Genomic DNA, 13712 nt, shown 5'->3' on the forward strand with positions numbered 1-13712 from the left:
AACATGAAGCTGCGTCTCCCTCGCCCGCGCGGGCGGCGGCTGGTGGCCGCCCTGGCCGCCGGCGCCGTGCTCGCCGGCGCCGGCACCTGGACGGTGGCCTCGGCCACCGGCGACGATCCCCCCGTGCACCGCGAGGACCGGCTGATCGCCATGGACGAAGAGCCCGGCGACGGCAAGGGCGGCGTCCGCGTCGACACCTCGTTCTTCACCTCCGGCGGCCCGGGCCGCCGGCCAGCGGTCCTGCTCGCCCACGGCTTCGGCGGCAGCAAGGACGACCTGCGGGCCCAGGCGGAGGACCTGGCCCGCGAGGGCTACGCGGTGCTGACCTGGTCCGCGCGCGGCTTCGGCCGGTCCTCCGGCCGCATCGGTCTCAACGACCCCGGCCACGAGGTCGCCGACGTCAGCCGGCTCGTCGACTGGCTGGCGCGGCGGCCGGAGGTGCGCCTGGACCGGGCGGGCGACCCGCGCGTGGGCATCGCGGGCGCCTCCTACGGCGGCGCGGTCGCCCTCCTCGCGGCCGGGCACGACAAGCGCGTCGACGCCATCGCCCCGCAGATCACCTACTGGAACCTCGCCGACTCCCTCTTCCCGGGCGAGGTGTTCAAGCGGCTGTGGGCCGGCATCTTCTTCACCACCGGCTCCACCGTCACCGGCTCCCCGGGCGCCGCCGGCAAGGCGTCGGCCGGCCCGGCCGGATCCGGCTGCGGGCGGTTCGAGAAGAGCCTGTGCGAGATGTACGAGCGGGTGGCCGTGGCCGGCCGGCCCGACGCGGCCGCCCGTGAACTGCTCGAGCGCCGCAGCCCCTCCGCCGTGGCGGACCGCATCAAGGTCCCCACGCTGCTCGTGCAGGGGCAGAACGACTCCCTCTTCCCCCTCGACCAGGCCGACGCGGCGGCCCGGGCCATCCGCCGCAACGGCGCGCCCGTCGCCGTCGACTGGGTCTCCGGCGGCCACGACGCGGGCATGACGAGCGAGCGGCAGCGCGTCGAGCAGCGCACGCGCGCGTGGTTCGACCGTTACCTCAAGGACGACGAAGGGGCGGACACCGGCCCCGCGTTCCGGGTCAGCCGGACCGGCGGCATCGACACCACCGACGGCGCGGTAAGACTGCGCACCGCGGCCGGCACCCGCTACCCCGGGCTGCGCAACGAGACGCGTACGGTCGCGCTGGCCGGCGGCCGGCAGTCCTTCGCCAACCCGGCCGGAGCCAACCCGGCCGCCGTCTCCGCCGTGCCCGGCATCGGCGGGGCCGCCGCCCAGCTGTCGGGGCTGGGCGTCGGGGTGTCCCTCGACTTCCCCGGCCAGTACGCCCGCTTCGACTCCGGCAGGCTCACCGAGGGCGTGCACCTCACCGGCTCGCCCACCGCCACCGTGAAGGTGGCCTCGGACACCGGCGAGGCGGTGCTGTTCGCGAAGGTCTACGACGTCGGCCCGAACGGGCAGCAGCAGCTGCCCGGACAGCTCGTCACCCCCGTGCGCGTCACCGGCGCCGAGAAGGGCCGCACGGTCGAGCTGCGGCTGCCGGCCGTCGACCACACCTTCGAGGCCGGCCACCGGATGCGGCTGGTGCTCGCCGCCACCGACCTCGGCTACGCCTCGCCGGTGCGGCCGGCCGCGTACACCGTCTCCCTGGCGGGCGACGGCCTGAGCGTACCGACGGCTCCCGGTGTGCGGACGGCCGCGTCCGGGCTGCCGTGGTGGACGTGGGGGCTGCCGCTGGGCGGCGTCGCGGTCGCGGCGATGGTCCTGCTGACGGGCCGCAGGCGCGCCGCCACGCCGCCGCCGGACCCGGCGCTGGCCGACGTCCCGCTGCAGATCACCGGGCTGGGCAAGCGCTACGCCAAGTCGGCCGACCGGTACGCCGTGCGGGATCTGTCGTTCCGGGTCGAGCGCGGCCAGGTGCTGGGCCTGCTCGGGCCGAACGGCGCGGGCAAGACGACCACGCTGCGCATGCTCATGGGTCTCATCCGCCCCGACGCGGGCGAGATCCGCGTCTTCGGACACGCCATCCGCCCGGGCGCGCCCGTGCTGTCGCGGGTGGGGGCCTTCGTGGAGGGCGCCGGGTTCCTTCCGCACCTGTCGGGCCGGGCCAATCTGGACCTGTACTGGCGGGCGACGGGCCGGCCGGCCGAGGACGCGCACGTCGACGAGGCGCTGGAGATCGCGGGCCTGGGCCCGGCGCTGGAGCGGGCCGTGCGCACGTACTCCCAGGGCATGCGGCAGCGCCTGGCGATCGCGCAGGCCATGCTCGGCCTGCCGGACCTGCTGATCCTGGACGAGCCGACCAACGGCCTGGACCCGCCGCAGATCCGGGAGATGCGGGAGGTGATGATCCGCTACGCGGCCGCCGGGCGTACCGTCATCGTCTCCAGCCATCTGCTCGCGGAGGTCGAGCAGTCCTGCACCCACCTGGTCGTCATGGACCGCGGGCGGCTGGTGAGCGCCGGGCCGGTGGCGGAGATCGTCGGTTCGGGCGACACGCTGCTGGTGGGCGTCGCGGGCCGGCTGTCGGAGGTGATGGCCGACAAGGTGGCGGCCCTGCCGGGCGTGGCCTCGGCGGTACGGACCGACGAGGGCCTGCTCGTACGGCTCGACGGCGCGACCGCGCCGGAACTGCTGGCGGAACTGGTCCGGCTGGAGATCCCGGTGGCGAGCGTGGGCCCGCACCGACGGCTGGAGGACGCGTTCCTGACCCTGATCGGAGGCTCGGCATGAGCTCGGCGACTACTTCCGGCACGGCGGCGGCCCCGGCCCCGGAGTCCGCCCCCGGCTACCGTGCGCGGCGCACCCTGCCGCTGCGGGTGGAGGCGGCGCGTCAGCTGCGCCGGCGCCGCACCCTGGTGATGGGGGCGGTGCTGGCCGTGCTGCCGTTCGTCCTCATCGCGGCCTTCGCGATCGGCGGGGATCCGGGCGGGCGCAACAACCGGGTGACGCTGATGGACACGGCCACGGCCTCGGGAGTGAACTTCGCGGCCACCGCGCTGTTCGTCTCGGCGGGCTTTCTGCTCGTGGTGCCGGTGGCGCTGTTCTGCGGCGACGCCGTGGCGTCGGAGGCGAGCTGGTCGTCGCTGCGTTATCTGCTGGCGGCCCCGGTGCCGCGCGCCCGGCTGCTGCTGAGCAAGCTGACGGTGGCGCTGGGGTTCAGCGCGGCCGCGATGGCGCTGCTTCCGCTGGTGGCGCTGGCGGCGGGCACGGCGGCCTACGGGTGGGGGCCGCTGCGGATCCCCACCGGCGGCTCGCTGGAGGCGGGCACGGCGACGGGCCGGCTGGCGGTCGTCGTGGCCTATGTGTTCGTCGGCCAGCTGGTCACGGCCGCGCTGGCGTTCTGGCTGTCGACGGTCACCGACGCGCCGCTGGGCGCGGTGGGCGGGGCGATGGGGCTGACCATCGTCGGCAACGTCCTGGACGCGGTCACGGCGCTGGGGCACTGGCGCGACCTGCTGCCGGCCCACTGGCAGTACGCGTGGGCCGACGCGCTCCAGCCGCACCCGGAGTGGGGCGGGATGGTGAAGGGGACGGCGGTGTCGGTGGCGTACGCGGTGGTGCTGTTCGCCTTCGCGTTCCGGCACTTCCGGGGCAAGGACGTGGTGTCCTGAGGGCCGGCCGGCCGGGGCGCTACGCCCCGTACGCCGGCCGGGCCCGGCGGGCTCCCGCCAGGAGTCGCCGTACCGCCTCCCCCGCCTCGGCCGGCGCCCAGCGGTCGCCCTTGTCGGCCGTCGGCCCGGGGTGCCAGCCCTCCATGACCGTGATGCGCCCGGCTTCCGCCTCGAAGACCTGGCCGGTGACCCCGGCGGAGCCGGCGGAGGCGAGCCATACGACGAGCGGCGAGACGTTGGCCGGTGCCATGGCGTCGAAGGTCCCGTCCGGTGGCGCGGCCATGGCCTCGGGGAAGACGTTCTCCGTCATACGGGTCCGGGCGGCGGGGGCGACGGCGTTGACCTGGACGCCGTAGCGCCCCAGTTCGGCGGCGGCGACGAGCGTCAGGCCGACGATCCCCGCCTTGGCCGCCGCGTAGTTCCCCTGGCCCACGCTCCCCAGCAGCCCGGCGCCCGAGGTGGTGTTGACCACGCGGGCGTGCGGCCCGCGATCGGCCTTGGCCTCCGCCCGCCAGTGCGCGGCGGCGTGCCGCAGGGGCAGGAAGTGGCCCTTGAGGTGGACGCGGACGACCGCGTCCCAGTCGTCCTCGTCCAGGTTGACGAGCATGCGGTCGCGCACGAACCCGGCGTTGTTGACCAGCGCGTCGAGCCGTCCGAACGTCTCCAGCGCGGCGGTGACGAGGGAAGCGGCCCCCTCGCCGGTGGCGATGTCGCCGCGGTGGGCGACGGCTTCGCCGCCGCGCGCCCGTATCTCGTCGGCCACCTCCTGCGCGGGGTCGGCGGACGTGCCCTGCCCGTCGGGCCCGGCGCCCAGGTCGTTGACGACGACGCGCGCGCCCTCGGCGGCGAGCGCCAGCGCGTGCGCCCGGCCCAGGCCCCGCCCGGCCCCGGTGACGACGGCGACGTGCCCGGAGCAGATTCCGGTCATCTCACGGCTCCCCATGGTCGGTGTGCGCGGCGTCCAGGAAGGCCGGGCGTTCGCCGCCGCCGTGGACGAGCAGGCTGGCGCCGGTGATGTACGCGGCGCGGTCGGAGGCGAGGAACACGGCGGCCTCGCCGATCTCGTCGGGCTCGGCGAGGCGCCCGGCGGGCACGGTCCGGGCGACGGCGGCGACGCCGTGTGCGTCGCCGTAGTGCGCGGCGGCGGACTCGGTGCGCACCATGCCCAGGACGAGCGTGTTGACGCGTACGGCCGGGGCCCATTCCACGGCCATGGTGCGCGCGAGGTTCTCCAGGCCGGCCTTGGCCGCGCCGTAGGCGGCGGTGCCGGGCGAGGGGCGGGTGCCGCTCACGCTGCCGACCATCAGGACGCAGCCGCCCCCGCGCCGGCCGCGCATGAGCCGGTGGGCGGCGAGGGAGGCCGTGAGCGCCGCGGTGAGGTTGAGGTCGATGACGCGCAGGTGGCGCTCGGGGTCCGCCTCGTCGAGCCGCCGGTGGGGCGTGCCGCCGGCGTTGTTCACCAGCACGTCCAGTCTTCCGTGGTCGCCGGCCACCTGGTCGAAGAGGGCCTGGACGGCGGCGGGTTCGCGCAGGTCCACCGGCAGGAAGCGGGCCGTGCGGCCGGCCGCCGCGACCGGTTGTCCGGGCGGTCTGCGGGCGCAGACGACGACGTCCGTGCCGGCGCGCAGGAACGCGCGGGCGATGCCCGCGCCGACGCCGCGGGTGCCGCCGGTGACGACGGCGACGCGGCCGTCCGGGCGTGGTGCGCTGACCACTTCGGGTACCTCCCGCGGCCGTGGGTCCGCTGCTACCGTCGCACCTAACAAACGTTTGGTGGAAAGGTAGCCGATGAGCGTCTCCACCGCACGCCCCGAACCGGGCATCGCCGTCGTCACCGTCGACTTCCCGCCGGTCAACGCCCTTCCCGTGCGCGGCTGGTACGAACTGGCCGACGCCGTCCGCGCCGCGGGCGGCGACGCCGGCACCCGCTGCGTGGTCCTCGCCGCCGCCGGGCGCGGCTTCAACGCCGGTGTGGACATCAAGGAACTGCAGCGCGTGCCCGGCCACCGGGCCCTGGTGGGCGCCAACCACGGCTGCTCCGCCGCCTTCTCCGCCGTCTACGACTGCGAGGTCCCGGTCGTGGCCGCCGTGCAGGGCTTCTGCCTCGGCGGCGGCGTCGGCCTGGCCGGCAACGCCGACGCGGTCGTCGCCTCCGACGACGCCACGTTCGGCCTGCCCGAGCTGGACCGGGGCGCCCTGGGCGCCGCCACCCACCTGGCCCGGCTCGTCCCCCAGCACCTGATGCGCACGCTCTACTACACCTCCCGCACGGTCACCGCCCGCGAACTGCACCGGCACGGCGCGGTGTGGCGGGTGGTGCCGCGCGGGGAGCTGATGGCGGCGGCCCTGGTGCTGGCCCGGGAGATCGCGGCCAAGGACGGGTCGTTACTGCGGCTGGCCAAGGCCGCGCTCAACGGCATCGACCCCGTCGACGTGCACCGCAGCTACCGCTACGAGCAGGGCTTCACCTTCGAGGCGAGCCTGACCGGCGTCGCCGACCGCCATCGCGACGCGTTCGTCTCCGGCGGAACGGCGACGACGGGCTCGGCGACGACCGGAACGGCCACGACCGGCACAGCGCCGGGGAGCGCGGGAAGGGAGCGGTCGTGACCGCCGACAAGACGATGACCGCCGACGAGGCCGTCGGCCGGCTGGAGAGCGGCATGACGATAGGCATCGGCGGCTGGGGCTCGCGCCGCAAGCCGATGGCGCTGGTCCGGGCCCTCCTCCGCTCCGACCTCACCGACCTCACCGTGGTCTCCTACGGCGGCCCGGACGTGGGCCTGCTGGCGGCGGCCGGACGGATCCGCAAACTCGTCGCCTCCTTCGCCACGCTCGACTCGATCCCCCTCGAACCGCACTTCCGCGCGGCCCGGCAGCGCGGCGAGCTGGAGCTGATGGAGCTGGACGAGTCCATGTTCATGTGGGGGCTCACGGCCGCCGCCCACCGGTTGCCGTTCCTGCCGGTGCGGGCCGGGCTGGGCTCGGACGTGATGCGGGTCAACCCCACGCTGCGGACGGTCACCTCGCCGTACGCGGACGGCGAGGAGCTGGTGGCCGTCCCCGCGCTCACCCTCGACGCGGCCCTCGTCCACCTCAACCGCGCCGACGCGCACGGAAACGCCCAGTACCTGGGCCCGGACCCGTACTTCGACGACCTCTTCTGCGAGGCCGCGCGCGAGGCGTACGTCTCCTGCGAACGCGTCGTGGACACCGAGGAGTTCGCGGCGGCCGGCGGCCCCCAGACGCTGCTGGTGCAGCGGCACTGCGTCACGGGCGTCGTCGAGGCGCCGGGCGGCGCCCACTTCACCTCCTGCGCGCCGGACTACGGACGGGACGAGGCCTTCCAGACGGCGTACGCCAAGGCCGCGGCGGACCCGGACGCCTGGCGGGAGTTCGCTGAGCGTTTCCTGTCCGGGGACGAGGAGGACTACCGCGCAGCGGTCGCCGACAGCGTGCGGGAGGCGTCGTGAGCAGCGCCGTGGCGACCAGGGCCGAGGTGTGCGTGGTGGCCTGCGCGGAGGCCTGGCGCGGCGACGGCGAGATCCTGGCGAGCCCGATGGGCGGCGTGGTGCCCACGGCCGGCGCCCGGCTGGCCAAGCTCACCTTCGCGCCGGAGCTGCTGCTGACGGACGGCGAGGCGATGCTGGCCGCCGACGTCCCCGCGCTGGGGGCGAGGCCGCGGGTGATCGAGGGCTGGCTGCCCTACCGCAGTCACCTGGCGCTGGTCGCCGGCGGGAGGCGGCACGTGATGATGGGCGCGAGCCAGCTGGACCGGCACGGCAACCAGAACATCAGCTGCGTCGGCGACTGGCGCCGCCCGGCCCGTCAGCTGATCGGCGTGCGCGGCGCGCCCGCCAACACCCTCAACCACCCGACCAGTTACTGGATCCCCCGGCACTCCCCCCGCGTCCTGGTCGAGCGCGTCGACATGGTCAGCGGCGTCGGCTACGACCGGGCGGCGGCCGCCGGCCCCTCCGCCGCCCGCTTCCACCGCATCCCGCGCGTCGTCACCGACCTCGCCGTGCTCGACTTCGAGACCCCCGACCGGACGATGCGCGTGCGCTCCCTGCACCCCGGCGTCACCGCCGAGGAGGTGCGGGCGGCCACGGGGTTCCCGCTGGACGTCCCCCCGGACGTCCAGCGCACCCGCGACCCCACGGCCGCCGAACTGCGCCTGATCCGCGAGGTCCTCGACCCGGCCGCGCTGCGCGACCGCGAGGTGCCGGCGTGAGGACCGCGCTGACCGAGCTGGTGGGCGTCCGGTACCCGGTCGTGCAGACCGGCATGGGCTGGGTGGCCGGCCCCCGCCTGGTGACCGCGGCGGCCGAGGCGGGGGCGCTCGGCATCCTGGGGTCCGCGACCATGTCCCCCGACCGGCTGCGGGCGGCCGTGCGCGAGGTGCGCTCGCGCACGGACCGCCCGTTCGGGGTGAACCTGCGGGCGGACGCGGGCGACGCCGCCGAGCGCGTACGGATCCTCGTCGAGGAGGGGGTGCGGGTCGCGTCCTTCGCACTGGCGCCCTCCCGGGAGCTGATCGCCCGGCTCAAGGACGCCGGGGTCCTCGTCATGCCGTCCGTCGGGGCCCGGCGGCACGCCGAGAAGGTGGCGGCCTGGGGCGCGGACGCGCTCGTCGTGCAGGGCGGCGAGGGCGGCGGGCACACCGGGCGGGTGGCGACGTCGGTGCTCGTCCCCCAGGTGGTGGACGCGGTCGGGGTCCCCGTCGTGGCCGCCGGCGGCTTCCGCGACGGGCGCGGCCTGGTCGCGGCCCTCGCCTACGGCGCCTGCGGCATCGCCATGGGCACCCGCTTCCTGCTCACCTCCGACAGCACCGTCCCGGCGGCGGTGAAGGCCGCCTACCTCGCCGCGTCGGTCACGGACGTCACCGTCACCACCAAGGTCGACGGCCTCCCGCACCGCGTGCTGCGCACACCGTTCGTCGCCTCGCTCGAGCGCGCGGGCCGCGTGGGCACGCTGCTGCGGGCCCTGCGGCACGCCGCCGCCTTCCGCCGGCTCTCGGGCATGAGCGCCCGGAGCATGCTGCGCGACGGCCTGGCCATGCGGCGCGGCACGGACCTGTCCTGGGGCCGGGTCCTGCTGGCGGCGAACACGCCGGTGCTGCTCAGGGCCGCGATGGTGGAGGGCCGCACCGACCTCGGCGTGATGTCCGCCGGGCAGGTGGCGGGGGTGATCGAGGACCTGCCCTCGTGCGCCGAGCTGCTCGAGTCGATCATGGCGGAGGCGCACGGGACGCTGCGCCGCCTGGCCACCCCGTAGGCCTCCGCCGCTCAGAGCCGTTCGATGATCGTGACGTTGGCCTGGCCGCCGCCCTCGCACATCACCTGCAGGCCGTAGCGGCCGCCGGTGCGCTCCAGTTCGTACAGGAGCGTGGTCATCAGCCGGGCGCCGCTCGCGCCCAGCGGGTGGCCGAGGGAGATCGCGCCACCGTTGACGTTGACCCGGCCGGGGTCGGCGCCGGTCTCGTGGATCCAGGCCAGCACCACGGACGCGAACGCCTCGTTGATCTCGACGAGGTCGATGTCGTCGAGCGTCATGCCGGCCCTCTTCAGCGCGTACGCGGTCGCGGGGATCGGCGCGGTCAGCATGCGGATGGGGTCCTCGCCGCGGACGGACAGATGGTGGATCCGGGCGCGCGGGGTCAGGCCGTGGTCCCGCACGGCGCGCTCGCCGGCCAGCAGCAGGACGGCGGCGCCGTCGGATATCTGAGAGGAGAGGGCCGCTGTCAGCCGCCCGCCGGACACCACGGGCTCGAGGGCGGCCATCCTCTCCAGGGTGGTGTCCCGGCGCGGTCCCTCGTCGGCGGTCATGCCGCCGTAGGGGGCGATCTCGCGGTCGAAGCGGCCCTCGTCGGCGGCGCGCACCGCCCTTCGGTGCGAGGCGAGGGCGAACTCCTCCATCCGCCCCCGGGTGATCCCCCATTTGTGGGCGATGAGTTCGGCGCCGTGGAACTGGTCGACGGGCCGGTCGCCGTAGCGTTCCCGCCAGCCACGGGAGCCCGCGAACGGGCCCTGCGCCAGGCCCAGCGGCTCGGTGGCCCGGCGGGCGGCGTAGGCGATGGGGATCTGCGACATGTTCTGCACCCCGCCCGCCACGACGAGGTCCTGGGTGCCGGAGAGCACGGCCTGGGCGGCGAAGTGGACGGCCTGCTGGCCCGAACCGCACTGCCGGTCGACGGTGACGCCGGGCACCTCCTCCGGCAGGCCCGCCGCCAGCCAGCTCGTGCGGGCGATGTCGCCGGCCTGCGGCCCGACCGCGTCGAGGCAGCCGAGGACGACGTCCTCCACCGCGGCCGGGTCCACGCCCGTGCGGTCCATCAGCGCCCGCAGCGCATGCGCGCCCAGGTCGGCCGGGTGGACGGCGCTCAGGCCGCCGCCCCGCCTGCCGACGGGTGTGCGGACCGCTTCGACGATGTATGCCTCGGCCATGGCCTGCTCCTCGGTGCTCGGTTCGTACGGCTCCGGGTTCGTGCGGCTCTTGGTGCGAACAGCTCTGGGTTCGTGCGGCTCCAGGTGCGTGCGGCTCTAGGTGCGTACGGCGATCCCGTCCAGGACCATCGACAGGTACTGCCGGGCGATCTCCTCCGGGCTGTGCGCGCCGCCCGGCCGGTACCACGACGCCGCCACCCACACCGTGTCGCGCACGAAGCGGTAGGCGAGGCGGACGTCGAGGTCGGCGCGGAACGTCCCGTCGGCGACGCCGCGTTCGAGCGTGCCCAGCCAGGCCCGCTCGAACTTCCGCTGGGACTCGGCGAGGTAGCCGAAGCGCGGCCTGCCGGCGAGGTCCTTGGCCTCCCGCTGGTAGATGGCGACGGCCGCGCGGTGCCGGTCGATCTCCCGGAAGGACTCGGTGACCAGCGCCTCGAGGGTCTCGCGGGGCCCGAGCCGGGCGGCCAGCACGGCGTCGTAGCCGGCCCAGAGCTCGTCGAGGAAGGTGGAGAGGATCTCGTCCAGCATCGACTCCTTGGAGTCGAAGTGGTAGTAGAGGCTGCCCGCAAGCAGGCCTGCGGCGTCGGCGATGCGACGGACGGTGGTGGCGGTGTAGCCCTGCGCGGCGAACACCTCGGCCGCCGTCGCGAGCAGTTCCCCGCGCCGCCCGGGGGCCTGCTTGTCGGTGGTGGTCTTCTTGCTGATCGGCACGCTCTCATTGTCGGTCACGTTCTTTCACGATCACGCGCGCTGGCTGCTGACGGCCACGGTCTCCCCCGTCATGTACGAGGAGTAGCCGCTGGCCAGGAAGACGATGACGTTGGCGACCTCCCACGGCTGGGCCGCCCGCCCGAACGCCTCGCGCCGGGCCAGCTCGGCCAGCAGCCCGGGGGCGGCGACCCGGTCCAGATGGGGGTGGGCGGCCAGGCTGGGCGAGACGGCGTTGACGCGTACGCCGTAGGCGGCGGCCTCCACCGCCGCACAGCGGGTGAGCGCCATGACGCCGGCCTTGGCGGCGGCGTAGTGGGCCTGGCCGCGCTGGGCGCGCCAGCCCACGACGGAGGCGTTGTTGACGACGGTCCCGCCCGCGCCGCTCGCCCGCATGCGGCGCAGGGCGGCGCGGGTGCAGCGGAACGTGCCGTGGAGCGTGACGTCGAGGACCCTGTCCCACTGCTCGTCGGTCATGTCCACGAGCTCGGCGGTGCCGCCCAGGCCGGCGTTGTTGACGAGGATGTCGAGGGGGCCGTGCCGCTCCTCGGCGAGGTCGAGGAGCGCGGCGACCTGCGTCTCGTCGGTGACGTCGCAGACCGTTCCGGCGACGCGCGCCGCGCCGAACTCCCCCGCCAGCGCGGTGACGGTGTGCGTGAGGCGGCGGGCGTGGACGTCACCGAGGACGACGCCGGCGCCCTCCTCGAGGAAGCGGCGGGCGGTGGCCCCTCCGATGCCGGTGCCGGCGGCGGCGGTGATGACCGCGGTGCGGCCGGACAGCAGCTCGTGGGCGGGGGGACAGGGCGGCGGGCCGAAGCTCTCGACGCTGCTCATGACCGTACGTTAACCTACCAAACACTTGTTAGGGAAGGATGGTTGATGACCACTGACCCTGTGACCGCCGACCCCGTGGTGCGCTACGAACGCCTCGGCCCCGTCGCGACGATCACGATGAACCGGCCCCGGTACCGCAACGCCCAGAACTCCCGCATGACGTACGCCCTGGACGACGCCTTCGGCGCGGCCGCGGCCGACGACGGGGTCAGGGTGGTCGTCCTCACAGGGGAGGGCGAGCACTTCTCGGCGGGGCACGACATCGGCACCCCGGAGCGGGACGCGCACCTGCCGTTCGCGCGCCGGGCGGGGCTGTGGTGGGACCACACGGCCACGGCGGGCGCCGAGGGGCGCTTCGCCCGGGAGTCCGAGGTGTACCTGGGCATGTGCCGCCGGTGGCGCGAGCTGCCCAAGCCGGTGATCGCCCGGGTCCAGGGCGCCTGCGTGGCGGGCGGGCTGATGCTGGCGTGGGTGTGCGACCTGATCGTGGCGAGCGAGGACGCCTTCTTCGCCGACCCGGTGGTGCGGATGGGCATCCCCGGCGTCGAGTACTTCGCCCACCCGTGGGTGATGCCCCCGCGCGTGGCGAAGGAGTTCCTCTACACCGGCGACCGGATGAGCGCGCGGCGCGCGTACGAGATCGGCATGGTCAACCGCCTGGTGCCGCGCGGCGAACTGGCGGAGCACACCGCCGCGTTGGCCGAGCGGGTGGCGCGCATGACGCGCATGGGTCTGGCCCTGGCGAAGCGGGCCGTGAACCAGGCCGAGGACCTGCAGGGGCTGCACGCCGGGCTGGACTCGGCGTTCGCCCTGCACCACCTGGCGCACGCGCACAACGCGGAGACCGCCGCCGACCCGCTCGGCGGAATGGACGTGCGCGCCATGAAGGACGCCTGATGGACCCCTGCCTCCCCCCGGGCACGGAAGCCTTCCGCGCCGAGGCCCGCGCCTGGCTGGCCGGGCACGTGCCCCGCGCGCCGCTCGCTTCGCTCGAGACGGAGCGGGGCTTCGACGAGCACCGGGAGTGGGAGCGGACACTGCACGCGGGCGGCTGGTCGGTGGTCTCCTGGCCCCGGCGCTTCGGCGGCCGGGACGGCTCGCCGGCGGAGTGGCTGGTCTTCGAGGAGGAGTACTGGGCGGCGGGCGCCCCGGCCCGGGTCTCGCAGAACGGCGTATGCCTCCTCGCCCCCACCCTCTTCGAGCACGGCACGGACGAGCAGCGCGAGCGGATCCTGCCGCCCATGGCGAGCGGGGAGACCGTCTGGGCGCAGGCGTGGTCCGAGCCCGGGGCGGGCTCGGACCTCGCCGCGCTGCGGTCGGCGGCCCGGCGCACCGCGGGCGGCTGGCTGCTGAGCGGGCACAAGACGTGGTCGTCGCGGGCGGCCTTCGCCGATTGGGCGTTCGGGCTGTTCCGCAGCCATCCCGCCGGCCCGCGGCCGCAGGACGGGCTGACGTACGCGATGTTCCCGCTGGACGCCGACGGCGTGACCGTGCGGCCGATCGGCCGCCTCGACGGCAAGCCGGCCTTCGCCGAGATCTTCCTCGACGACGTCTTCGTGCCGGACGCCGACGTGGTCGGCGAGCCGGGCCGGGGCTGGCACGTCGCGATGAGCACGGCGGGCAGCGAGCGCGGCCTGACCCTGCGCGCCCCCGGCCGCTTCGTCGCCGCCGCCCGGCGGCTCGTGGCGCTGTGGCGCACGGCCGCCGACCCCGGGGACACGGCCCTGCGCGACCGCGTCGCGGACGCGGTGATCCGCGCGCGGGCCTACCAGTTGTACGGCTACGCGCTGGCCGCCCGGCCGGCGGCGGGCGCGACCGCGGCGGAGGCGAGCCTGACCAAGGTCTTCTGGTCCGAGCTGGACCTCGCGCTCCACGAGACGGCCCTGGACCTGCTGGGCCCGCACGGGGAGCTCGCGGACACGGCGGACGAGGCCCCGCGGGGCGGCGGCTGGGCGGAGGGCTGGACCTTCGCCCTCGCCGGGCCGGTGTACGCCGGGACGAACGAGATCCAGCGCGACGTCATCGCGGAGCGGCTGCTGGGGCTGCCGAAGGGCCGCCGGGCCGGCACCGGGGACGCGGAAGCCGCCCCCCGGCGACGTGGCGCCCCGGGCGCCGGCTTCCGCGTCCC

General features: G+C 75.5%; 12 protein-coding genes and 1 pseudogene. 8 read left to right on the forward strand and 5 right to left on the reverse strand.

The features are described 5' to 3' along the window. The first annotated feature begins 3 nt into the window (after nucleotides 1–3). Both J1792_RS26600 and J1792_RS26605 read left to right on the forward strand, forming a co-directional pair. A complete protein-coding gene (locus tag J1792_RS26600) occupies nucleotides 4–2715 on the forward strand; it encodes an alpha/beta fold hydrolase (RefSeq protein ID WP_207248356.1) in 2712 nt (903 codons plus the stop codon). Further along, a complete protein-coding gene (locus J1792_RS26605) occupies nucleotides 2712–3596 on the forward strand; it encodes an ABC transporter permease (protein WP_086574491.1) in 885 nt (294 codons plus the stop codon). The genes J1792_RS26600 and J1792_RS26605 overlap by 4 nt, the downstream gene beginning before the upstream one ends. A 19-nt stretch (nucleotides 3597–3615) precedes the next feature. On the opposite strand, the gene J1792_RS26610 is transcribed toward J1792_RS26605, so the two are convergent. Together J1792_RS26610 and J1792_RS26615 are read right to left on the reverse strand one after the other, a co-directional pair. Next, nucleotides 3616–4524, reverse strand: coding sequence for an SDR family oxidoreductase (locus tag J1792_RS26610; RefSeq protein WP_086574490.1), 909 nt, complete (start codon nucleotides 4522–4524; stop codon nucleotides 3616–3618). A gap of 1 nt (nucleotide 4525) precedes the next feature. Continuing rightward, entirely contained in the window at nucleotides 4526–5311 is a 786-nt protein-coding gene (locus tag J1792_RS26615) for an SDR family oxidoreductase (RefSeq protein ID WP_242705295.1), read from the reverse strand. A 73-nt stretch (nucleotides 5312–5384) separates the two neighbouring features. Here J1792_RS26615 and J1792_RS26620 point away from each other — a divergent pair, with 73 nt between their 5' ends. Genes J1792_RS26620 through J1792_RS26635 form a run of 4 tightly spaced genes read left to right on the forward strand, consistent with a single transcriptional unit; the run spans nucleotide 5385 to nucleotide 8873 of the window. Next, nucleotides 5385–6206: an enoyl-CoA hydratase family protein gene (locus tag J1792_RS26620; RefSeq protein WP_086574488.1), complete on the forward strand. Its 822-nt coding sequence runs from the start codon at nucleotides 5385–5387 to the stop codon at nucleotides 6204–6206. A 14-nt stretch (nucleotides 6207–6220) separates the two neighbouring features. Next, complete coding sequence (locus J1792_RS26625) at nucleotides 6221–7069, forward strand: CoA transferase subunit A (RefSeq protein WP_086574496.1); 849 nt, start codon at nucleotides 6221–6223, stop codon at nucleotides 7067–7069. After that, entirely contained in the window at nucleotides 7066–7830 is a 765-nt protein-coding gene (locus J1792_RS26630; RefSeq protein ID WP_086574487.1) for a CoA-transferase subunit beta, read from the forward strand. The genes J1792_RS26625 and J1792_RS26630 overlap by 4 nt, the downstream gene beginning before the upstream one ends. After that, nucleotides 7827–8873 (forward strand): NAD(P)H-dependent flavin oxidoreductase, encoded by a 1047-nt coding sequence (locus tag J1792_RS26635; RefSeq protein WP_207248357.1) that lies wholly within the window; start codon nucleotides 7827–7829, stop codon nucleotides 8871–8873. The genes J1792_RS26630 and J1792_RS26635 overlap by 4 nt, the downstream gene beginning before the upstream one ends. 11 nt (nucleotides 8874–8884) lie before the next feature. Here the strand turns inward: J1792_RS26635 and J1792_RS26640 are convergent, their stop codons facing one another. The 3 genes from J1792_RS26640 to J1792_RS26650 form a co-directional block, all read right to left on the reverse strand. Further along, nucleotides 8885–10042 (reverse strand): acetyl-CoA C-acetyltransferase, encoded by a 1158-nt coding sequence (locus tag J1792_RS26640; protein WP_086570682.1) that lies wholly within the window; start codon nucleotides 10040–10042, stop codon nucleotides 8885–8887. A 96-nt stretch (nucleotides 10043–10138) separates the two neighbouring features. After that, nucleotides 10139–10753, reverse strand: coding sequence for a TetR/AcrR family transcriptional regulator (locus J1792_RS26645; protein WP_086570683.1), 615 nt, complete (start codon nucleotides 10751–10753; stop codon nucleotides 10139–10141). Between the two features lie 30 nt (nucleotides 10754–10783). Beyond that, nucleotides 10784–11584, reverse strand: a complete 801-nt coding sequence (locus tag J1792_RS26650; RefSeq protein ID WP_086570680.1) for an SDR family oxidoreductase — start codon at nucleotides 11582–11584, stop codon at nucleotides 10784–10786. Nucleotides 11585–11629: 45 nt separating this feature from the next. On the opposite strand from J1792_RS26650, the gene J1792_RS26655 reads away from it, so the two are divergent. Together J1792_RS26655 and J1792_RS26660 are read left to right on the forward strand one after the other, a co-directional pair. Further along, nucleotides 11630–12481 (forward strand): enoyl-CoA hydratase, encoded by an 852-nt coding sequence (locus J1792_RS26655; protein WP_207248358.1) that lies wholly within the window; start codon nucleotides 11630–11632, stop codon nucleotides 12479–12481. Continuing rightward, nucleotides 12481–13644: pseudogene (locus J1792_RS26660) on the forward strand (acyl-CoA dehydrogenase family protein); the annotation flags it as partial. The gene J1792_RS26655 and the pseudogene J1792_RS26660, both read left to right, overlap by 1 nt. Nucleotides 13645–13712 lie beyond the last annotated feature (68 nt).

The organism is Streptomyces triculaminicus, from assembly GCF_017349075.1.
Lineage (GTDB): Bacteria > Actinomycetota > Actinomycetes > Streptomycetales > Streptomycetaceae > Streptomyces > Streptomyces triculaminicus.